Genomic DNA, 19,032 nt, shown 5'->3' with positions numbered 1-19,032 from the left:
GTCTGACAGGCCACCCGATTCCCTCGACTTGCCGTCCGAGTTCGCGAGCAGGGTGAAAGTCTCACCATTCCTCAGAATACCTAATGGTGATCGAGGGGTCAACCCAACTCCGCCTCGATGGCGCGGAGTTGGGCGCTCCGCATGTGGATTTCGGGGCAGAAGGGTGCAAAGTAGGGCAACTCGGCCACCGGTCCAAGTAATCCTGGCGTTCAGGTCCGATCAACTGTTGGTTGACAGTGTTCGCTGTGTCAAATTAGCCTCCTGGTCAGTCGCCCGCGAGCCCTGGGCGACCTCGAGGGGAAGAGCAGGTGGAGGCACCGTTGGACACAGGTGAGGAGTTCGGGCCCTGGCTGGCCCGTCAGCTCAAACTCGCTGGAAAGACGCAGGCCGAACTGGCCAAGGAGGCCGGGGTCACTCGAGCTGCCGTCTCCGCGTGGATCACCGGAAGGTCGACGCCCCGCCCGACTGTCATGGTTGACATCGCCAAGGCGCTCGGCACGGACCTCGGCACGGTGCACACCCGCACCACCGATACCCAGGCCGGTCTTCCGATCACCTGGTACCACCGCCCCGGGTACCCCGACGGCGGCCGTGACCTGGGCAATGCCGCGGCCTTCGCGTTCGACGCCGACGTGCAGGTACTCGCCCGAGAGACCTGCCAGAACAGCCTCGACGAACGTCTCACCGAGAACGGCCGCCCTGTCAGGGTGCGCTACACCCTGCACGAGCTGACCGGAGATACGCTCGACGCCTTCCGTGAGGCGATCCTCTGGAACGACCTCTTCCCCCACTACTCCGCCGTCTCGGAGGGCGCGGGAAGTCAGAAGGTCGGCCGAGTCGTGGACGCCGGAGTGCGTGACATGTACGAGAAGGGCCGCCTGGTCCTGCTGCGGGTCGATGACTACAACGCGTCAGGGCTCATCGGAGACGACTACGCGGACGGCAAGTTCGCCGCCGTGGTCAGGCGGCAACTGGAGAGTCTCAAGTCGGGGCACGGTGCGGGCGGTTCATACGGCCTGGGCAAGGCGACCCTGTGGGCCACGAGTGCCCTGGGGCTCGTACTCGTCAACTCCACTCTGTCCGTGCCCCATGAGGGACGTACGGAGCGGCGCGTCATCGGACGTCTCGAACTGCCCTGGCGGGAGGTCGACGGTGAGCCGTACGCGGGCCCCGCCTGGTTCGGGCGCCCCGACCCCGATTCTCCCGGCGCGATGGTCGCCCGTTCCTTCTGGGCGGACGAGGCGACCGTCGCTCGTCTGCATCTCGCCCGGGAGGGCGTCGAACCCGGCACGTCCTTCCTCATCGTCGGCGCGCACGACGTGGCCAGCCTTGAGGAGAACGGGGCCGATGTCGACGAGGAGACCATGGACGAGGAGGGCGTCGAGGACACGCGCGACATCCGTAGGATGCACCGACGTCTGGTCGAGGCGCTGGGGCGCGACTTCTGGGCCGCGATGACCGGTGGGGGCAACAGACTTCCCCTCTTGGAGGTCTCCGTTCGTGCCCTTCGCAACGGCGAAGTGGTTGTACCGGAGAAGCAGGTGGACCCGTCCGCCGAACAGCCAGCTCGGACCCGTGCCCTGCGAGCGCACTACGAGGGCACCACCGTGGACCGGCTGCTCGAGGCCGGCCAGGTGGCGGCGCGAAGTGTTCCCCTGAAACTGCCGCTGTCCGGAGGTGCCCGGGGGACCCTGGGGACACACCAAGCGGTCTTGTTGCTCACCGACCTGGCCACCGACGCCGAGAACGGGGACGGAGCGAAGAACCAGGTGCATTCGCTGCGGGGCAACCGTATGACCGTCAAGACGGCCGGAGTCCCGAACCTGCCGCTCGGCACGAACCCGTTCCAGGCCGTTCTCCTGGTGGGCGAGGCAGCCGGGGAATCGGTTCCGTTCGCGAAGGAGGCCGAGGAATTCCTGCGCGCGGCGGAACCGCCCGAGCATGACCGCTGGGGGCAGACCGAGGAGTTGACCCTGCGCTGGTCACCTTCCGCGTACCGGCGGATCAACACACTGACCACCGAGGTCAACAGCGCGGTGAGAGAACTCGTCGCGCGGCCCAAGCGCGGCAGCCGCGAAGGCGGTGAGGCGCTGCGCAAGGCATTGACAGTGAAGACGAGGCCCAAGGCCAAGGCGCCGTCCGGGCCGGTGGTTCCCGTCCTGGCCGGGCTCGACGCGACGGTCGGAGACGACGGTGAGTGGCGGATCACCGCGGAAGTGAGCATTCCGCGCGGTGACGAGATCGTCCCGATGATGCCGGTCGCCCAGCTCGACGTGCGCTCAGGCGGCCGCCCGAAACTGGACTGGGCAGAACTGGTGGCCGTCGAGGGCTGTGAGGTGGAGGACGGGATCCTGCGTTTCGCGCCAGGCACACGTCGCGCGAAGTTCCGAGGGGCGACCGATGTCACCAGCCACCCGGTCAGGACTGCTCTCACCCGTCTCGTCCTCGAACTCCGCGCCGGCAAGGGGGAGTGACGAGTGAAGATCTACCCGTACAAGCGGCTCAACCGGCCGGTCGTTCTCAGAGTGACCTCGGTGTCCCTCAGGCTCTCCGACGGCACCCGCGACCAACTGGAGACCACCGCGTACTCCACCCAGCAGCAGACGGTCGCACTCGGCATCGCGGGCCACACCGACTGGGTGAGCGCCACGATCGACCTCTCGGCGACGCTGCCGCCCGGCGCGAACGCGCCGGACGCGGCCTGGTCCGACCTGCGCGTCCTCGCCGTTCTGACGGACGGCGAGACCAATGTCCGCACCTCTGTGGACCTCACGCGTGACGCGGAGGACGGCCGTGACTGGTCGGGCCCCCTGGAGGTGCTCCGTGACGATCACTTGGGTCGGGCCTCCCTCGCCGTCTACGCCGTCGGGACGGTGGACGGAGTACACGGACGGTCGATCGCGGAGACCGATCGGAGCTGGATCGTCGACACGGTCTCCGACGACCCGGTCCGTGGGCTCCAACTAGACGTGCAGAAAGCCTCGTTCAGGAAGAGCTCCCGGGAGTGGTTGCAGGCTTACGCGGACGCGCCCTGGCTCGTGGACACCTCGGCCAGAGTCCCCACCGTGTTCGTGAACACGGATGTCGAGGGGGTCATCGGGCTGTTGGACAGCAGCGGCTCCGGCGTGGACAGCAAGGTGCGTGACCTCTTGGTCGCCCAGATGGCCACCGACGTCTGGACCGCGGTGTTCCACGGTGCCATCGGTGACTTGGAGGTGGAACCCGGCAGCGGCCCCGTCTTCCCGACCGACTGGCAGGGCGAGGTGCTGCGGGAAATGCTCCCGGATGTGTTTCCCGGCGTGCAGGTCGAGGAGGCCCTACGGCAGGTCCATCGCCGCCGCACCGGGGACTCGGGCTGGGTGGAACTCCAGACCCGCATCCACTACGCGGCGGTCCGCCGTGCAGATGCCACCAGGGCGCTTGCCTACGCTATCCGCAGTCTGGAACAGATGAACCGAGAGAGTGAGACGTGATCACCGCACCGAACCACGTACCCGAGCGCCTGGCGCTGCTCGCCACCTCGGCTGTCGATCCGTTCCTCACGCAGGAATTGCTCACAGGCGAACAGGTGCACGGCGGAATCGATCTCGCCAAGGTCGTCGAACCCCTCCCGGAGGACGACGCCAGGTGGTTGGTCGAGCCGGTCCGCAGCCTGGTGGAAGACGCCATGTACGAGTTCCGGGAGGACCGCACGCGGGCCGACGCATGGCTGGCCACACGTCTCCACGCCACCCTGCGTCTGACGCGGCGAGAAGCGGCAGACAAGCGTCTGTGGAACCACATCGCCCTGGCTGTGGCCCCTGACTACGTCGCCTGGCGGCACCTGTCGGAGCCGACGGCCAACAAGCCGGAAAGACGCATTGCCGCAGAGCGCTTCCGCGGCCCCGCGGACCGGCAGTGCTTCTCCCGTCTGTGGTGGGCGGCTGAGCTCTTCCGAAACGGGCGGGACTACGACCCGGTCGAGGCGGCCTGCGGAAACCAGGACCTCATCCACACGGTTCTCCGGATGGAGCTGATCGATCATCGCCCCACCGCTCAGGCCTTGGTCCGACTCCTGAAGAGTGGACAGGTCACCACTGGGCGAGAGATCTTCGGCCTCAGCGTCGCGATCAACGCGGCCGGAGCGACTTTGGTCTACGACGTCCTCGCACCGGACGAGCCTCGGGACCCCGCTCGTTTGCGGGATTGGATCGCGGAGGCGGGATCGGCACCACCCGTCGATCGACGCCGTCTCCCAGACGGGCCTGACGAGGATCCCGTCCGGGAGGAGTCCGTGGTTGCGCTCACCGACTACTTCGCGGAGCTGTTCGAGACTGCGCCGGTCAGAGGCAGGAAGAGCGAGGATTGACCTGGCTCCATTGCTCGCGAGCTACTGTGCCGACATCTTCTTGTTCTTGCGCGGGCGAGCGGAAGAGCGGGGCGGCGTCTGGTCCTCGGGCACCGGGCACCGGGCGGTGCAGTCGTCAGTGGCCCCGCAGCCGTGGCTTCGCAGCTTGGCCCGCTTTTCCTCCGTGGCCGGCTGCCACGGCTCCCTCAGTACCTCCGGGGCTGGGGCGGCAATGCCGAGCGCGGCGCTCAGCAGGTGCGCACCGAACAGGGGCGGCACGGCATTGCCCACCTGCTGGGCCCGTGCCGTACCGGACCACGGATAGTCCGGCGGGAAGCTCTGTAGCATCCCCGCCTCGTTCATGCTGAATCGCGCGCCCTCGTAGACGATGTTCTCGTCGAGGTGTTGGAAGACCACGAAGCGGGAGATACGGCCGGTGACGGTGGTGGCGGGCTGCTGGTGGCTCCGCACCCCACGTCGCCCTGGGTTGCCTGAACTTCCGTAGTTCGAGCGGACCAGGAAGGGAGTGACACGCCCCGGATGCGTGCCCACCGGCTCGGCGAGCACTTCACCCATGGACCTCCAGTGTTGAGGGGCTTCCTCAGCTTCCTTGCCCGTCTTCCTGCCTTCTTCGATTTCCGCTGCGATGTCGTCGTCAAGAGGCGGCTGAAGGACCTGACCCGTGGCCTGGTCACTCCTTCGATTCCATTCCTTCGCCACGTAGGGAAGGTGAGTTGCCCGGGGAAGCGAGGGCTCACCGAGCCCTTCCCGCCGTGCGATCAGCACGGCGCGGGACCGCGTCTGTGGTACCCCGTACGTCTCGGTGTCGAGGACATCGACGACGACCTCGTACTTGGTTCCGTCGGGCAGTCCGATCTCCTTCAGCACCTTGGCGTAGTGGTGCCAGAGCGCCTCGACGGCGGGGACTTGTTCCAAGACGATGACGTCGTAGGGGCGCCTGTCCCGGTTGGGGCTCCTCGTCGCCTGGATGGCGTACCGCAGAGGCTCGAGGACCATCGCCGTGCGCGGATCGTCGCTGAACGTCTTCAGATCCTCGTCGATCGCTTGGTCGGAGTCGCCCTTCATCAGACGCTCGATGTACTTCTTGACCTCGTCCAGTGCGTTCCGCCCGGAGCCGTGCCCCGCCACCGAGTACGTCTGACAGGGTGGGCCACCGGCGAGCACGTTGATCTCTGGTGGCAGTGACTCGAAGGCGTCCCTGCGTACCGCGCTCACATCGGCGTGGAGGGTGTCCAGCCCTGCTGCGTATCGCGTGAGACACGCGCTCCTGTCCCATTCGATGCCGAGACTCGGGATGTCGAGCACGCGGCCTGCGACATCCAGCCCGCCGGGACCTGCGAATAGATCCAGGACAAAGGGCTTGTCGAGGATGGACTGGTGAGACGCCGTGCTGGTCATGTGGCGGAAGTCTAGCCGGCAATGAAGATCGTCGGATCCGCATCCAGTGCCTCGGCGATGGCCTGGCCCAGGGCATTTCCGACGGGCGGCGGCGTCGCGTGCCCGATCTGGCGGTACCGGGCGGTCTTCAGCCCGGTGATCTCCCATGATTCAGGAAAGCCCTGCAACAGCGCCGCCTGCGCAGCCGTGATTTTCACCATGTTGTCCCTGCCGAGTTCGGGATTCCACACGAAGTCCGGACCGGGGATCTCGTCGCTCACGGTGTGACCGTTGACGCCCATGGTCGCCCATGTCCGCTTGGCTCCCGTCGGCCCCAGGTCGGCGCCGCCCCGATTCTTCGAGCCGCCGACCAGCGTCGGAGCCGGTCGATCGGCCTGCGCGGCCCAACGGGCGGCGTCCTGCCAACCGCGTGAGGCCATGGACGGCCCCAAGGCGGAACCGACCGTCGTCGGCCGCTGTACGGTTGCTGTCGGCGGCCGGAAGGGCTTGGCACGCTGCCGCTCCACGGCTACCAGAACGCCCTGCTTACGGCTCTGCGGTACGCCGAAGTCGACGGCGTTCATGACGAACCAACTGAACTCGTATCCCAGGTGGGTCAGTTCGGCCCGGGCGAAGTCACGAAACTGCTGGTACTCGTCCGCGTGAGCGAGCCCGGGAACGTTCTCGATGAGTACCGCCCGAGGTCTGATCGCATGGACGAGATAGACCGTGGCCTCCAACAGCCGCTCCTCCACACCCGAATCCGCCCGCCGGACGGTCGCACTCGACTTCACTCGTGGCAGGCCGGCCGAGAGGAGATCCACGTCGTGGCTCACACGGTGCTCGGCAGGGTCGAAGTCGAGCAGGTCGGTGTGAAGCACGTTCCACTGCGGCCGGTTGATCCGCAGGGTCCTGACGGCGGCCTCGTCGTCGTCCAGCAGCAGGCGCGGCTCGAACCCCGCCTGCTCCAGTCCGAGGGCGAGCCCACCCGCCCCGGAGCACACATCCACGAAGGTCAGCCCACTCATTCTCTTCTCCCCCTGGTCCGTTCCGTCTGACGCCGCTCCACGGCTGCCCCCACCCGCACGGCCACTTCCTCCGGAGCCTCGTGCTCCCAGAACCGCAGCACTGTCCAGCCTTCCGCGATCAGATGCTCCGTCGTCTCCCGATCGCGGGCCATGTTCCGGTCCAGCTTCTGTCGCCACCACTCCGCGTTGGCCTTCGGGTAAGTGGCGTGCTGCGGGCAGCCGTGCCAGAAGCAGCCGTCGATGAGGACCGCGATCTTGGCTCCGGTGAAAGCAATGTCGATCCGGCGGCGGGGCATGCCCGGAACGGGGTACTCCACGCGATAACGCAGCCCCGCCGCGTGCAGCAGCTGGCGCACGGCCAGCTCGGCTCCCGTGTCCTTGCTCACCTGTCTGCTCATGCGGGCTGAGACACCGGAAGAGGAGGGCATCACGCTGTTCACGGTCGTTGGGCCTCACGAACGTCTGTCGTCACTCGAGTGCGTTGCGTGTTCGGGCGGCCGTACCAGAAGCAATCGTCCCGGAAGATCGCGATCCTGGCTGTGCTGAAGACGATGTTGGTGGTTCGACGGGGCATGCCAGGAACAGGCACGTTGACCCGGTAGCTAAGGCCGGAGCCATGTAGCAGACGTCGGACGGTGACCTCTGGGGCCGTATCGCGGGAGCCTTGGCGGCTCATGCGGGCGGAGACAGAGTGGGAGGACGGAACGGCACCGGACACGAAACCATTCTGCCGGCGCGCTTGAGGCGTTGCTCAAGTCTTACCGAGCTTCACCTCCGTAGATCGGACTTCCGGCTTGACGGGCGCGATCAACCCCTAGCTCAGTCCTGCACCAGGACCTCGACGTAGATGATGGGAAACGTGGTGCTGGTGATCTTCCCTTGAGGGTCAGAAGCCGCCCAGGCCGATTTCGGGGTCACGGAACGTGTCCACGGCCCTGCTGTCGCCTGGCTATAGGGCGGCTCCCCTGTGGCACTCCTCATAAGCCGCCCCCGACCCGCACCAACACCCAGCCCCCCGCTCCGGCGGCCACCCCGCTGCCCGCCCCCGCGCCGCCAGTGTCGTTGCGTACTGCGGGAGCAGGTCCGTGTCGGACGGGGACGTGCCCTCCGAGGCTGCGAAGGCCTCGTAGGACGGCACCGTGCCCGTCACGATGCCGAGGTTGGCCGTGCCCGAGGCGGCCAGTTCGGTGAGGGACGCCTCTATGCCTGCCAGGTGCTCCTCGTGAGACGGGTACTCCTCCGCCAAGGACGGGTACGCGGCGACGAGTTCCGCCAGTTCGCTCGCCGGCCAGTGGAGGACGGCCACCGGGAACGGGCGGGACAGCTCCTCCCGGTACGCGCCGAGCTCCGCGCGGAGGCGGGAGATCTCCGCCTCCAGTTCCGCCGGGTTGTCCGAGCCCAGGGACCAGACGCGCTTGGGGTCGTGGAGCTCGTCCAGGGAGACGGGCAGCGAGTGGAGGGTGTCCGCCAGCAGGTCCCACTCGTCGTGGGCCGCGCCCAGCATCCGGCGTACCCGGTGGCGGCCGAAGAGCAGCGGGTGGGCGGCGTGCGGGGGTTCCGGCACGTCCGCCAGGAGCAGGGTCGCCCCCTCCGTGAACGTCTTCTGCGCCGCCTCCAGCTCGTCGTGGGCTTCCAGCGACTCCGCGACGATCACCCAGGGGGCCGGGTCGCGGGGGGCCGCGGCCCGGATGCCGTCGATGATGGCTCGGGCCTCGGCCTCGTGGCCGTACTCCCACAGGTTGGCGGCCTTCAGGGCGCGGACCAGGTGGGGGGCGTCCAGGTTCTCCGGACCCTCGGAGGAGGACAGGAGACGGTCGTACAAGGTCGTCGCGGCGGGGCGGTCGCCGGCCAGTTCCAGGTGGGCCGCGGCCTGCAACAGCAGGGCTTCCGCGTCCTCGGGATACAGGCCGGCGGTCCGCTCCAGGCGTGCCGCTTCGGCGGTGTGGTCGACGTTCTCGGCAGGCGTGTCGGGGCGCATGCACGACACCGTACTGCCCGCCGCTGACAAAAAGGAGATAGGTGCAGGCCAGGGGCCGACCCCCGGCTCGCGCTCCCTAGATCGTCACCCCGTCCACCTGAAGGGTCTGCACCGCGCCCGCCGCGAACGGCACGCTGATCGTCTTGCCGCTGAGGTAGGTGTCCGAGCGGGCCGTGTAGAGGTCGCCCGAGCCGCTCGTCACGGTGTTCCAGCGGGGGACCAGGCCCGACGAGCCGCCCGTCACCGTCGTGAAGCGGGAGAGGTCGAAGGTCAGGGTCTGGGCGGAGGACGAGGTGTTCGCCGCGACGATCACCAGGCGCTTCGCCGTCTTGTCGATCGCCGCCGCCGCGTAGCTCACGCCCGTGTCGAGGATCGTCATGCCGGGGCGGATGTGCCGGCTGAACTGGGCCATCACGTAGTACTTCGTCGTGACCGCGCCCGCCGCCAGCGTGCTCGCGTCGTACGCGATCATCGCCCAGTTCGTCGACGGGTCCATGACCTGCCAGTAGACCCAGGCCGTCGGGTGCAGCCAGCGGAAGTCGTAGAGCAGGTTGCTCGCCATCGACAGGCCGGTGCCGTCGTTGTCGCCCGTCTCCGAGTTCCACAACGCCTTGCCGGCCGTCGTCACCACGTCGGTGTAGAGCAGGTCTCGGCGGCCGCCCGAGCCCTGGTAGCCGTGCACGTTGACCCGGTTCACGTACCCCTTCGTCGTCGAGGAGAAGGAGTTCCACGTGGTGCGGGCGAGGTCGTAGCTCGTCTCGTCCGACGCCGAGATCTTCGTCGCCGTCAGACCACGCTTGTCCAACTCGCTGCGCATGTAGGGGAGTACGGCCGACTGCACGGTCGCGTCCATATGGCAGCCCTCCTGCGTGCCGGTCGCCGTCCACCAGGACGACGACGGCTCGTTGAAGGGGTCGACGGTCGCGAAGTTCACGCCCCAGTTCGACTTCGCGTACAGCGCGACCGCCGCCAGGTGGGAGGCGTGCTGGCGGTAGTTCCAGGTCTGGAGGTTGTTGCCGCCGCCCGAGGCGCCGGACGGGTTGTGGTTCGAGCACATCCACCACATCGGGGAGTTGGCGAACAGCTCCGTCGTGGCGCCCCGCGCCGTCGCCTTCACCAGCATCGCGCGCTGTGCCGCGTCCGCCGTCCAGTCCCAGGCCGAGGAGGCGGGGTCCTCGTTGTTCCAGTCCTGCCAGTAGCCCTCGATCTGCTTGAACGCGGGGATGTTGGCGGACGCCACCATGCTCGAGCCGCTGACCGTGTTCCAGCTGCACGCGCCCAGGTTGTAGCGGGCGATGTTGAGGCCGAGACCGGGGAGGGTCTTGCCGTTGTAGGACACCGATTTGGTCGTGAAGAAGATGTCGGCGAAGTCGTCCCGGGCGCCGAACACGTTCGCCCACCAGGCGAGGGAGGTGCCCCAGCCCTCCCAGGTTCCGTACGTCGTCGACGGGTTGACCGAAATCGTCGCGTCGGCGTGGGCGGTGCCCGTCGCGAGGGCGCTTCCGAAGAGCGCGCCGCCCGTGGCCGCCAGCAGTGTTCTGCGTCGGATCATGACTTCTCCGCTTCGTGACAGCGATCGACCGCCGGTCGTCCCAACCGGCGTCGTCGGATGCGTCGGTGCACGGGGGTGTGTGCGGCAGTGCACCGGTGCGTGCGTCAGTGCGTCTGTGTGTCTGTTCTCAGTGCGTCTGTTCTCGGCGCGTTCGTGCGTTCGTGGGCCCGTGGGTCCGTGGGTCTGTGCGCCCGTGCCCTTGCGGGTCCGTGCGCCCGTGCTCATTGCGTTCGTGCGTCAGTGCTCAGTGCGTCACGAAGCATCGGGTGCGGTTCGTGGTGTTGTCGAGAGTTCTGACAGCCCTTTCTCAAACCTGTGGAGAAAGGGCGGGGGAGGGTTCGAGGGGGCGAACAGTATGGAGACCTCGTCCGCCTCCCCTTATCGTGCCCGCGTGCGGATTCCCCTCGTACGGCGGAGTTTCTCCGGGCAGCGGATCCCCCTCGTGCAGCACAGCACCCGGCGGCGGCGCGCCCGGTACCGGCGGGTGCTCTGGAGCGGTGCCGAAGTCCTCGTCACCGCAGGGGTGTTGGTGCTGCTCCTCGTCGCGCATCAGCTGTGGTGGACCAACCGGGAGGCGAAGGACGGCGCCGAGCGGAGGGTGGAGGCGCTGGAGCGGGAGTGGGGGGCCGGTACGGGTACCAGCACCGGTGACCCCAGCGGTGCCGGTAGCGGCGAACCCGGGGCCGGCTCCGCCACCGGGGCCGAGGGTGCGCCCTCGGCATCCGACGGCGGCACCGGGCAGGGCGGGGCGGAGTCGTCGTCCGCCACCCCGCGCTCCTCCCAGGCCTACGCCGTGCTCCGTATCCCCCGGCTCGATCTCCGCGTCCCCGTCGCCGAGGGCACCAGCAAGCAGAACGTGCTCAACAAGGGGTACGTCGGCCACTACGCCGGCACCCGACAGCCGGGCCAGGACGGCAACTTCGCGGTCGCCGGGCACCGCAACACCCACGGCGAGCCCTTCCGGTATCTCAACCGTCTCAGGAAGGGCGACAAGGTCGAGGTGGAGACCCGGAACGCGACCTACACCTACCTCGTCGACAAGATCCTGCCGCAGACCTCACCCCGCGACTCGGGCGTCATCCGGCCCGTGCCCCGTTCCCTCACCCAACCCGCCTACGGCTACGACGCCCCCGGCCGCTATCTCACCCTCACCACCTGCACACCCGAGTACACCTCCCGGTACCGCCTGGTCGTGTGGGGCAGGCTCGTCGCGACCCTGCCCCGGGGGTAGCGCGCCGAGGCGCCGCCCGGTCCCGCAGATGACGAAGGTGACGCTGATCAGCAGGGCCCAGGAGACCCACTTGGTCACGGACACGGGTTCCCAGCCGTGGAGCTGGTACGGGTATCTCCAGGCCCCGAGGTACGTGGCGATGTTCTCCGCCAGCCAGAGGAAGAAGCCGATCAGCGCGAAGGCCACCGCGAGGGGCATCCGGTGCCGGCGCTCGACGATCGTGAAGTGCACCCAGGTCCCCGTGGTCGCGGCCAGCAGCAGGGTGCCGAGGGGCAGGCGCAGGTCGGGCAGCCAGTGATGGCTCAGGAAGTTGGCGTACAGGCCGACGGCCAACGCGGCGGTGGCGCGGGCGCGGTAGCCGGTGAAGGTCAGGTCGAGCAGTCGCCAGGCCCGGCAGACATAGCTCCCGACGGCCGCGTACATGAAGCCTCCGTACAGCGGCACCCCGGCGACCTTCGCCAGACCCGGCTCGGGGTAACTCCACGACCCCACCCGCACCTTGACCATCTCGAAGGCGAGCCCCAGCACATGGCAGGCGGCGACGACCGCGACCTCCCGCCGGGTCTCCCAGCCGAGCAGGAATCCGACGGCGGTCAGCAGCACACCGTAGGCGAGCAGCAGGTCGTAGCGGGCCACCGGCAGGGGCGGGAGCAGTTTCGAGACCGCCATGCCGCCGAGCAGGGCGACCGCGAACGCGCAGCAACGCGCCTGGAGCCAGGCGAAGCGGACCAACTGCCGGACGAACGTTTCTGCACGGTGCTTGATCCCGTGCGTGACCGTCGGGTCAGTGGCTGTTCCGTGCGTGGACGTCACGTTCGTGGTCGTTCCGCGTGCGGTCGCCGTGCCCGTGGGGGCCGCGTCCGTGGTCGCCGCGTCCGTGGTCACTCCGTGCGTGGTCGCCGCGTCCGTGGTCACTCCGTGCGTGGTCGTCTTGTGCATGGTCATGTAGAGCGGTCCGGCGGGGGCGGCGGTTGCGAATCGCGTCGCGGTCCCGCCCACCGCATCGCGGCCTCCGCCTACGCCCCTTCCTCCAGAGCCTCTCGGACGGCGGTCAGGACGGCCTCGGTGTCTGCGCCGAGAGCGCGGGCGGAGGCGGTGAAGTCACGGGCCAGGGTGGCGAGTTGGTCCGGGTCGGGACGGGCCGGTTCGGACGGGGGCGCCGCCACCCGGGTGCCCGCGCCCCGACGGGTGCGGATCAGCTCGGCGGCCTCCAGCTCGCGGTAGGCGCGGGCCACGGTTCCCGGCGCCAGACCGAGGTCGGAGGCCAGCTGGCGCACGGTCGGCAGGCGTTCGCCCTCCGTCAGCCGGCCGGTGACGATCAGGGCGGCGAGCTGGGCGCGGATCTGCTCGAACGGCGGTACCTGGCTCGTGGTGTCGACGCGGACCGCGGGTTCACTCATCGCCGACGGCCCGGGGGATCACGATGGTGAACAGGCACCATCCCAGGGAGAACAGGCTCAGCAGGCCCAGGGGGTAGATCACCAGGGCCGTGATGTTGCCCAGCATGCCGGCGCAGGTCGTGCGGGACAGCACTCTGCCGATCATGCCGAGGACGAGCAGCAGCTGGCTGGAGACCAGCAGTCCCCAGGCCGCGGTGATCGCCCACGAGCGGTCGTGGCGCCGCTGGTTCTCGCCCGGGCGGTGGGCGATGCGGCGCAGGGCCCACACGCAGGCGGCGGTTCCGAGGGCGATGGAGGCGAGGATCGGGGTGGCGTAGAAGATGCCGGGCCAGGGGCCCAGGGGTCTGGTCACGCCCCGGCACGTCACGGTGACGGCCCGGCCCGCCCGGCCCATGGTGTCGGGAGAGGCCGCGGCGGCCCCGATCGCCAGGAGGACGACGAGGCACGCCGCCTGGAAGAGCAGCAGCGGGGCCATCCGGGGCGGTACGTGGTCACGGACCCGGCGCGGGGCGAGGCTGGCGGTGCGGACCGCTTCGAGAGGGGCGGGGGTGAGGGAGTCGCCGAGCAGCACGCCACCGACCGCGCACAGTCCGAACGCGGTGACCGCGCTGAGGAAGGTCATGGCGCCGTCGTCGCTGTCCCGCACCGCCAGTTGCTGTGCGACGACGACACCCAGGGTCAGCCCGGCCCAGCGGGCGCAGAGGTCGGCGCGGGCGAGCAGCCGCTCAGGTGGAACGGTGTCCAGCATGTCGGGTCCCCCGGTGAGTACTTGTATCAAGTGGTGAGTACAAGATGCCGGGAGCCGGATCTTGTGTCAATCGGTTGATACAAGTACCGCCGGGGTGACCGATCTGTCGGTCCCGTCGGTCCGCCGGGGTGACCGGTCCGTCGGTCGCGCCGGGCCCTTCGGTTCCACCAGTTCCACCAGTCCCGTCGGTCGCGTCGGGCCCTTCGGTTCCACCAGTTCCACCAGTTCCACCAGTCCCGTCGGTCCCGTCGGTCCCGTCGGTCCCGTCAGTTCCGCCCCCGGGAACCCGCCGTGGCCAAGCTCCTCGCCGCGGTCGCTGCTCGCGCCACGCCCAGGGCGCCCAGCACGCCCACGGCCCCGAGGATCGCCAGTCCCGCCGACACCGCCATTGCCACATCCGTCCCCTGGGCGAGCCCGCCGCCCGTTCCGGTGACGATGGCGATCGTCAGGGCCACGCCGGCGCACGAGCCGACGTAGCGCAGTGTCTGCTGCGCACCCGACCCCATCGCCGCTCGCGCCGCCGGTACCGACTCCACCGCCAGCAGGGGCAGCGCCGCGTTCAGGAGGCCGCTGCCGATGCCGGCGACGACGAGACCCGGCAGCATCCGGTGCCAGGAGCCCGCGTTCACCGCGCCGAGCAGGGTCAGAACGCCCGCCGCGTGCAGGGCGAAGCCGAGGGCGAGCTGGACCCGGGTCGGGACGCGGCCGGCCAGACGGCGGGCCTGGAGGGCGACCACGAAGGACAGGCCGGACCAGAGGAGGAACAGCCAGGCGGTGGCCATCGGGGACATGCCCAGCGACTTCTGGAGCACCGTCGGCAGGAAGCTGAACAGGCCGATCACCGCGAGGCCGGTCACCAGTCCGCCGGTGGAGGAGGCCAGGAAGGCCGGGTTCCGGAGCAGGGAGAGGTCGATCATCGGGGTGGCCACCCTGCGCTCGATGACCACGAAGAGCCCCAGCAGGGCCACCGACGCCAGGAGCAGCAGCCCCACCGGTGCCCGCAGCCAGCCGTCCCGGCCCAGCGTCAGGGCCGCGATCAGGGCGACGGTCGCCGCACCGAAGGCCGCCGCGCCGGGCAGGTCCGGGCGCCCGCCGCGCGGTGAGCGGGACTCCGTCAGCACGCGGGACGCGACGGCGGCGACCAGCAGGGTCGCGGCGCCGAGCAGGACGTAGACCAGGCGCCAGCCGGGCAGTGCGCCGCTGAGCACCGGGCTCGCGGCGATGCCCGCGCTGACGAACGCGCCCCACACCCCGGTGGCGTGCAGCCGGCCGCGCGGGGTGGGGAAAGCGTGCACCAGCAGGCCCAGGCTGCTGGAGCCGATCGAGGTCGGTCAGGTATAACCGACATCAGACAAACAGAGGCCAGAGTCGGCGAGAGTCGGCCAGAGCCGACGAGAGGGAGGGGGAGAGCGTGATCCGCAGTCGGTTCGTCCCGCGTCCCGCCCTCGTCCTCTTCGTCCTCTTCGTCGACGTCGTGCTCCTCGACGCCGGCAGCCTCTCCGCCGCCGTCGCGCTCGCCGCGACCGCCGCGGCCGGCTCCGCGCTGGCCGTCTGCACGCTCGTCGCCGCGCGCAGCGCTCCCGCCGTCCCGCCCACCCGGGTGCGCACGGCCATCAGGGACCGGGCCCGTCGTACGGCATTCCTGCCGCAACGCGACCCCGACGCCTCCGGCCGCCCCCGCCCCAGGGCGCCCGGCCACGCCCTCCCGACGACCGTCGCGTAGGGCCGCTCTCCACCGTCACGTGGGTGACCCGCGCGGGTCGTCATGCCGCCGTCCCGTTTCCCCGGCACGACGAGACCCCCGGAGGGCTCCCCACTCATGTCCGTTTTCGCCAGCTTGGTCGAGCGGCTCGCCGACCTGCTTCACCCCTTGTTCGGCGCCACCGCCGCGGCCGCCGCGATCGTCCTGTTCACCGCTCTGGTACGACTCCTCGTGCACCCCTTGTCCCGCGCGGCAGCCCGCGGCCAGAAGGCCCGTACGGCGTTGCAGCCGAGGATCGCCGAACTGCGCAGGAAGCACGCCAAGAACCCCGAGAAGCTCCAGCGGGCGGTGCTGGAACTGCACGCCGAGGAGAAGGTGTCGCCGCTGTCCGGACTGCTGCCCAGCCTCTGCCAGATTCCGGCCTTCTTCCTGCTCTACCACCTCTTCTCCAGCTCCTCGATCGGCGGCGAGGGCAACGGCCTGCTCGGGCATCAGCTGTTCGCCGCACCCCTCGGTGACCGCTGGGCGGACGCGCTGGCCGGGGGCGGGCTGTTCGGCGCGGCCGGACTGGTCTACCTCGGGCTGTTCGCCGTCGTCGCGGCCGTCGCCTCCTTCAACTTCGTCCGGGCGAAGCGGGTGCCGCTGCCTCGGATCGGCGGCGGTGAGGAGGTGGCCGGGGTCGGCGCGATCACCAAGGTGATGCCGTTCCTGTCCTTCTTCACGCTGGTCACCGTGGCCGTCGTACCACTGGCCGCCGCGCTCTACGTGATCACGAGCACGACGTGGAGCGCGCTCGAACGGGCGGCCCTGTACCGGTGACGGTCCTGAACGGGTGACGGTCCTGAACGGGTGACGGTCCAGTCCGTGAACGGGGGCTTGCGGACCGAATCGCGAGCTTGGAGGATCGACCAGTCCTCCGATGGCTGCACCCATCGGACGGGTGCCCCGCGATCGAGGGAGATAGTGACCATGAAGCTGCTGCGAGTCGGTACGGCGGGAACGGAGCGGCCCGCGCTGCTCGACCCCGAGGGGGCCCTGCGGGACCTCTCCGGGGTCGTCCCGGACATCGACGGCGCGCTGCTCGCCGACGACGAGGCGCTCGGCCGGATCCGGGAGGCCGCCGAGTCCGGGGAACTGCCGGTGCTGGACGCGACCGGGCTGCGGGTCGGTCCGCCGCTGGCCCGGATCGGCAAGATCGTGTGCATCGGGCTGAACTACCACGACCACGCCCGGGAGATCGGGGCCCAGCCGCCCGCCGAGCCCGTCGTCTTCTTCAAGGCGGCGGACACGGTCGTGGGGCCCTACGACACCGTCCTCGTGCCGCGCCGGTCGCTCAAGACCGACTGGGAGGTGGAGCTGGCGGTCGTCATCGGGCGCACGGCCCGCTATCTGGAGTCGGCGGCGGACGGGCTCGCGCATGTCGCGGGATACGCCGTCGCGCACGATGTGTCGGAGCGGGAGTTCCAGATCGAGCGGGGCGGGACCTGGGACAAGGGGAAGAACTGCGAGACGTTCAATCCACTGGGCCCGTGGCTGGTGACGGCCGACGAGGTCGCCGACCCGCAGGACCTCTCCCTGAAGCTCTGGGTCAACGGGGAGTTGAAGCAGGACGGGACCACGGGTGAGCAGATCTTCCCGGTGGGGGAGGTCGTGCGGTACGTCAGCCAGTTCATGACCCTGTACCCGGGGGACGTCATCAACACCGGGACGCCCGCCGGGGTCGCCATGGGCGCGCCGGAGCCCAAGCCGTACCTGCGGGCCGGGGACGTGGTGGAGCTGGAGATCACCGGGCTCGGAAGCCAGCGCCAGGAGTTCAAGGACGCGTAAGCGCTCCGCTGGGGGGCGGGGAACTGGGGTCGGTTGTCGGCTGCGGGCCGGTCCGTGGCTGGTCGCAGTTCCCCGCGCCCCTCGGGCGCGTTTCACCCGCGCCCCTTTGGGCCGCGTTTCAGCCCAGGTACTTCTCCAGGAACTGTTCCAGGACCTCCACCACGAACCGGTGGTCCTCCAGTTGGGGCAGGCCCGACACCGTCACCGCGCCGATGATGCCCACGCCCTCCACGTTGATGGGGAAGGAGCCGCCGTGGGCCGCGTACGCGTCGGGGTCCAGGCGGGAGGAGTCCTCGAACGTCGTGCCCTTGGCGCGGAAACGGGAGCCCACCAGGTAGGAGGAGGCGCCGAAGCGTTCCACCACCCGGCGCTTGCGGGCGATCCAGGCGTCGTTGTCGGGCGTCGAACCGGGCAGGGCCGCGTGGAAGAGCTGCTGGCCGGCCCGGTGGATGTCGACGGCGACCGGCGCCTGGCGCTCGCGGGCCAGCTCCACCAGCAGTGAGCCGAGCTCCCACGCGTCGTCGTTCGTGAACTGGCGGAAGATCAGTCGGCGTTCCTGGGCCTGGAGCTCCTCCAGGGTCGGGGTGATCTCCGGGGTGAACTTCGGGGTCATCTGGTGGGTTCCCATTACAGCGTCACCGCCACCTTGTCTCGTGCCGAACGGCGGGCCGCCTCCAGTACGTCCAGGGCGGCGGCCGCCTCGGCGGCGGTCACCGGATTGGGGCCGCCGTCGATCAGTGCCCTGGCCACCGCAGCGTAGTAGGCCGGGTAGTCGCCGGGGAGGGTCTGTTCGGGTCGTCCGCCGCCGGTCAGCGGGGACTCCCCGGCGCCGACGCGGCCCCACAGCTCCGCCGGCTCGGTGCCCCAGCCGGGCGTGCCGTCGGGACGCTCGCCCTCCCGCAGGGCCGCCTCCTGCGGATCCAGGCCGTACTTCACATAGCCCGCCTTCGAGCCCAGGGCCCGGAAGCGCGGGCCGAGCTGGGACGTCGTCGCGGAGGCGTAGAGGTGGGAGCGGACGCCGCTCGCGTGCGTCAGCGCGATGAAGGTGTCGTCGTCGGTCTCCGCACCGGGCCGGCGGACGTCCGCCTCGGCGTAGACGGAGACCACCGGGCCGAACAGCACCAGCGCCTGATCGACGAGGTGACTGCCGAGGTCGTAGAGGAGACCTCCGATCTCTGCGGGGTCGCCGGACTCGCGCCAGCCGCCCTTCGGCAGCGGTCGCCACCGCTCGAAGCGGGACTCGAAGCGCCACACGTCGCCCAGTTCGCCTTCGGCGAGCAGCTTGCGCAGGGTCAGGAAGTCGTTGTCCCAACGGCGGTTCTGGAAGACGGAGAGCAGCAGGCCGCGCTCCTCGGCGAGGGCGGCCAGCTCGCGTGCCTCGGCCGCGGTGCCGGCGACCGGCTTGTCGACGACGACCGGCAGGCCGGCCTTCAGCGCGGCGGTCGCGAGCGGGACGTGCGTCTTGTTCGGGGACGCGATGACGACCAGGTCCAGCTCGTCGGCGCGGGCGAGGAGGTCGTCGGGGGTGGCGGCGACGCGTACGTCCGGGAACTCGGCGCGGGCCTGCTCCTGCCGCTCGGGGTTCGAGGTGACCACCGTGTCGAGGGCGAGGCCCTCGGTCGCGGCGATCAGCGGGGCGTGGAACACGGAGCCCGCGAGGCCGTAGCCGATCAGGCCCACGCGGAGCGGAGGGGCAGCCGGGTCGGTGCGGGTGCCGGTGTCGGAGTCGGTCTCGCCAGTTGTGCGTCCAGTCATGCCGACCACTTTGGCAACGCTGTTGCTAAAGTGCAAGCGCGGGAGAGAATGGCGGGGTGAACAGGACGAACGGCGGAGGCCGCCCG

At 69.7% G+C, this 19,032-nt stretch carries 17 protein-coding genes and 2 pseudogenes; 7 read left to right on the top strand and 12 right to left on the bottom strand.

Features of this window, described 5'->3' with window-relative positions; genetic code table 11:
• The first annotated feature begins 320 nt into the window (after nucleotides 1–320).
• From G9272_RS17870 to G9272_RS17860, 3 genes are read left to right on the top strand one after another with little or no spacing between them, the layout of a single operon-like run.
• Nucleotides 321–2,474 carry a helix-turn-helix transcriptional regulator gene (locus G9272_RS17870; protein WP_171397513.1) on the top strand — a complete coding sequence of 718 codons (2,154 nt, stop codon included), beginning with the start codon at nucleotides 321–323 and terminating at the stop codon, nucleotides 2,472–2,474.
• Nucleotides 2,475–2,477: 3 nt separating this feature from the next.
• Nucleotides 2,478–3,473, top strand: coding sequence for a hypothetical protein (locus tag G9272_RS17865; protein WP_171397512.1), 996 nt, complete (start codon nucleotides 2,478–2,480; stop codon nucleotides 3,471–3,473).
• Entirely contained in the window at nucleotides 3,470–4,348 is an 879-nt protein-coding gene (locus G9272_RS17860; protein ID WP_171397511.1) for a DUF6339 family protein, read from the top strand. Before G9272_RS17865 ends, G9272_RS17860 begins: the two co-directional genes overlap by 4 nt.
• A gap of 21 nt (nucleotides 4,349–4,369) precedes the next feature.
• On the opposite strand, the gene G9272_RS17855 is transcribed toward G9272_RS17860, so the two are convergent.
• The 6 genes from G9272_RS17855 to G9272_RS17830 form a co-directional block, all read right to left on the bottom strand.
• A complete protein-coding gene (locus tag G9272_RS17855; protein ID WP_171397510.1) occupies nucleotides 4,370–5,746 on the bottom strand; it encodes a DNA cytosine methyltransferase in 1,377 nt (458 codons plus the stop codon).
• An 11-nt stretch (nucleotides 5,747–5,757) separates the two neighbouring features.
• Complete coding sequence (locus tag G9272_RS17850) at nucleotides 5,758–6,753, bottom strand: DNA cytosine methyltransferase (protein WP_057600362.1); 996 nt, start codon at nucleotides 6,751–6,753, stop codon at nucleotides 5,758–5,760.
• The gene (locus G9272_RS17845) at nucleotides 6,750–7,151 is read right to left on the bottom strand and encodes a very short patch repair endonuclease (RefSeq protein WP_171397509.1); all 402 of its coding nucleotides are present in this window, start codon (nucleotides 7,149–7,151) and stop codon (nucleotides 6,750–6,752) included. The genes G9272_RS17850 and G9272_RS17845 overlap by 4 nt, the downstream gene beginning before the upstream one ends.
• A gap of 38 nt (nucleotides 7,152–7,189) precedes the next feature.
• On the bottom strand, nucleotides 7,190–7,429 hold the full coding sequence (locus G9272_RS17840; protein ID WP_171402044.1) for a hypothetical protein: 240 nt from the start codon (nucleotides 7,427–7,429) through the stop codon (nucleotides 7,190–7,192).
• Between the two features lie 273 nt (nucleotides 7,430–7,702).
• A complete protein-coding gene (locus G9272_RS17835) occupies nucleotides 7,703–8,731 on the bottom strand; it encodes a hypothetical protein (protein ID WP_171397508.1) in 1,029 nt (342 codons plus the stop codon).
• Between the two features lie 76 nt (nucleotides 8,732–8,807).
• Nucleotides 8,808–10,283: a beta-1,6-galactanase gene (locus G9272_RS17830; RefSeq protein ID WP_171397507.1), complete on the bottom strand. Its 1,476-nt coding sequence runs from the start codon at nucleotides 10,281–10,283 to the stop codon at nucleotides 8,808–8,810.
• A 442-nt stretch (nucleotides 10,284–10,725) separates the two neighbouring features.
• Between G9272_RS17830 and G9272_RS17825 the strand changes: the two genes are divergently transcribed.
• Nucleotides 10,726–11,514 carry a class E sortase gene (locus tag G9272_RS17825; protein ID WP_171402043.1) on the top strand — a complete coding sequence of 263 codons (789 nt, stop codon included), beginning with the start codon at nucleotides 10,726–10,728 and terminating at the stop codon, nucleotides 11,512–11,514.
• Nucleotides 11,515–11,559: 45 nt separating this feature from the next.
• Here the strand turns inward: G9272_RS17825 and G9272_RS17820 are convergent.
• The 4 genes and pseudogenes from G9272_RS17820 to G9272_RS17805 all read right to left on the bottom strand — a co-directional run.
• Nucleotides 11,560–12,453 (bottom strand): annotated as a pseudogene (locus G9272_RS17820) (DUF817 domain-containing protein); the annotation flags it as partial.
• Between the two features lie 77 nt (nucleotides 12,454–12,530).
• Nucleotides 12,531–12,914, bottom strand: coding sequence for a GntR family transcriptional regulator (locus G9272_RS17815; protein WP_171397506.1), 384 nt, complete (start codon nucleotides 12,912–12,914; stop codon nucleotides 12,531–12,533).
• The gene (locus G9272_RS17810; protein ID WP_171397505.1) at nucleotides 12,907–13,662 is read right to left on the bottom strand and encodes a hypothetical protein; all 756 of its coding nucleotides are present in this window, start codon (nucleotides 13,660–13,662) and stop codon (nucleotides 12,907–12,909) included. Before G9272_RS17810 ends, G9272_RS17815 begins: the two co-directional genes overlap by 8 nt.
• Before the next feature lie 266 nt (nucleotides 13,663–13,928).
• Nucleotides 13,929–14,978: pseudogene (locus tag G9272_RS17805) on the bottom strand (MFS transporter); the annotation flags it as partial.
• Between the two features lie 95 nt (nucleotides 14,979–15,073).
• On the opposite strand from G9272_RS17805, the gene G9272_RS17800 reads away from it, so the two are divergent.
• The 3 genes from G9272_RS17800 to G9272_RS17790 all read left to right on the top strand — a co-directional run bounded on the left by G9272_RS17800 (nucleotide 15,074) and on the right by G9272_RS17790 (nucleotide 17,191).
• Complete coding sequence (locus tag G9272_RS17800; protein WP_171397504.1) at nucleotides 15,074–15,385, top strand: DUF6412 domain-containing protein; 312 nt, start codon at nucleotides 15,074–15,076, stop codon at nucleotides 15,383–15,385.
• A gap of 96 nt (nucleotides 15,386–15,481) precedes the next feature.
• Nucleotides 15,482–16,183, top strand: a complete 702-nt coding sequence (locus tag G9272_RS17795; protein ID WP_171397503.1) for a YidC/Oxa1 family membrane protein insertase — start codon at nucleotides 15,482–15,484, stop codon at nucleotides 16,181–16,183.
• Between the two features lie 150 nt (nucleotides 16,184–16,333).
• Nucleotides 16,334–17,191, top strand: coding sequence for a fumarylacetoacetate hydrolase family protein (locus G9272_RS17790; protein ID WP_171397502.1), 858 nt, complete (start codon nucleotides 16,334–16,336; stop codon nucleotides 17,189–17,191).
• 118 nt (nucleotides 17,192–17,309) lie between these two features.
• Here G9272_RS17790 and G9272_RS17785 read toward each other — a convergent pair whose 3' ends face one another.
• Complete coding sequence (locus G9272_RS17785) at nucleotides 17,310–17,804, bottom strand: heme-degrading domain-containing protein (protein WP_437184279.1); 495 nt, start codon at nucleotides 17,802–17,804, stop codon at nucleotides 17,310–17,312.
• 14 nt (nucleotides 17,805–17,818) lie between these two features.
• Nucleotides 17,819–18,946: a Gfo/Idh/MocA family protein gene (locus G9272_RS17780; protein ID WP_253267844.1), complete on the bottom strand. Its 1,128-nt coding sequence runs from the start codon at nucleotides 18,944–18,946 to the stop codon at nucleotides 17,819–17,821.
• Nucleotides 18,947–19,032: the final 86 nt, after the last annotated feature.

This window comes from Streptomyces asoensis (assembly GCF_013085465.1).
GTDB classification, from domain to species: domain Bacteria; phylum Actinomycetota; class Actinomycetes; order Streptomycetales; family Streptomycetaceae; genus Streptomyces; species Streptomyces cacaoi_A.
The sequence above is the reverse complement of the archived record's forward strand: the minus strand, read 5'-3'. Positions and strand labels throughout refer to the sequence as shown.

Bases quoted from the DNA above. Each gene is read 5' to 3' on its own strand.
- G9272_RS17790 (WP_171397502.1), top strand. From the start codon at position 16,334: ATGAAGCTGCTGCGAGTCGGTACGGCGGGAACGGAGCGGCCCGCGCTG.
- G9272_RS17850 (WP_057600362.1), bottom strand. From the start codon at position 6,753: ATGAGTGGGCTGACCTTCGTGGATGTGTGCTCCGGGGCGGGTGGGCTC.
- G9272_RS17785 (WP_437184279.1), bottom strand. From the start codon at position 17,804: ATGACCCCGAAGTTCACCCCGGAGATCACCCCGACCCTGGAGGAGCTC.
- G9272_RS17810 (WP_171397505.1), bottom strand. From the start codon at position 13,662: ATGCTGGACACCGTTCCACCTGAGCGGCTGCTCGCCCGCGCCGACCTC.
- G9272_RS17835 (WP_171397508.1), bottom strand. From the start codon at position 8,731: ATGCGCCCCGACACGCCTGCCGAGAACGTCGACCACACCGCCGAAGCG.
- G9272_RS17815 (WP_171397506.1), bottom strand. From the start codon at position 12,914: ATGAGTGAACCCGCGGTCCGCGTCGACACCACGAGCCAGGTACCGCCG.
- G9272_RS17795 (WP_171397503.1), top strand. From the start codon at position 15,482: ATGTCCGTTTTCGCCAGCTTGGTCGAGCGGCTCGCCGACCTGCTTCAC.
- G9272_RS17855 (WP_171397510.1), bottom strand. From the start codon at position 5,746: ATGACCAGCACGGCGTCTCACCAGTCCATCCTCGACAAGCCCTTTGTC.
- G9272_RS17840 (WP_171402044.1), bottom strand. From the start codon at position 7,429: ATGAGCCGCCAAGGCTCCCGCGATACGGCCCCAGAGGTCACCGTCCGA.
- G9272_RS17780 (WP_253267844.1), bottom strand. From the start codon at position 18,946: ATGACTGGACGCACAACTGGCGAGACCGACTCCGACACCGGCACCCGC.
- G9272_RS17845 (WP_171397509.1), bottom strand. From the start codon at position 7,151: ATGAGCAGACAGGTGAGCAAGGACACGGGAGCCGAGCTGGCCGTGCGC.
- G9272_RS17830 (WP_171397507.1), bottom strand. From the start codon at position 10,283: ATGATCCGACGCAGAACACTGCTGGCGGCCACGGGCGGCGCGCTCTTC.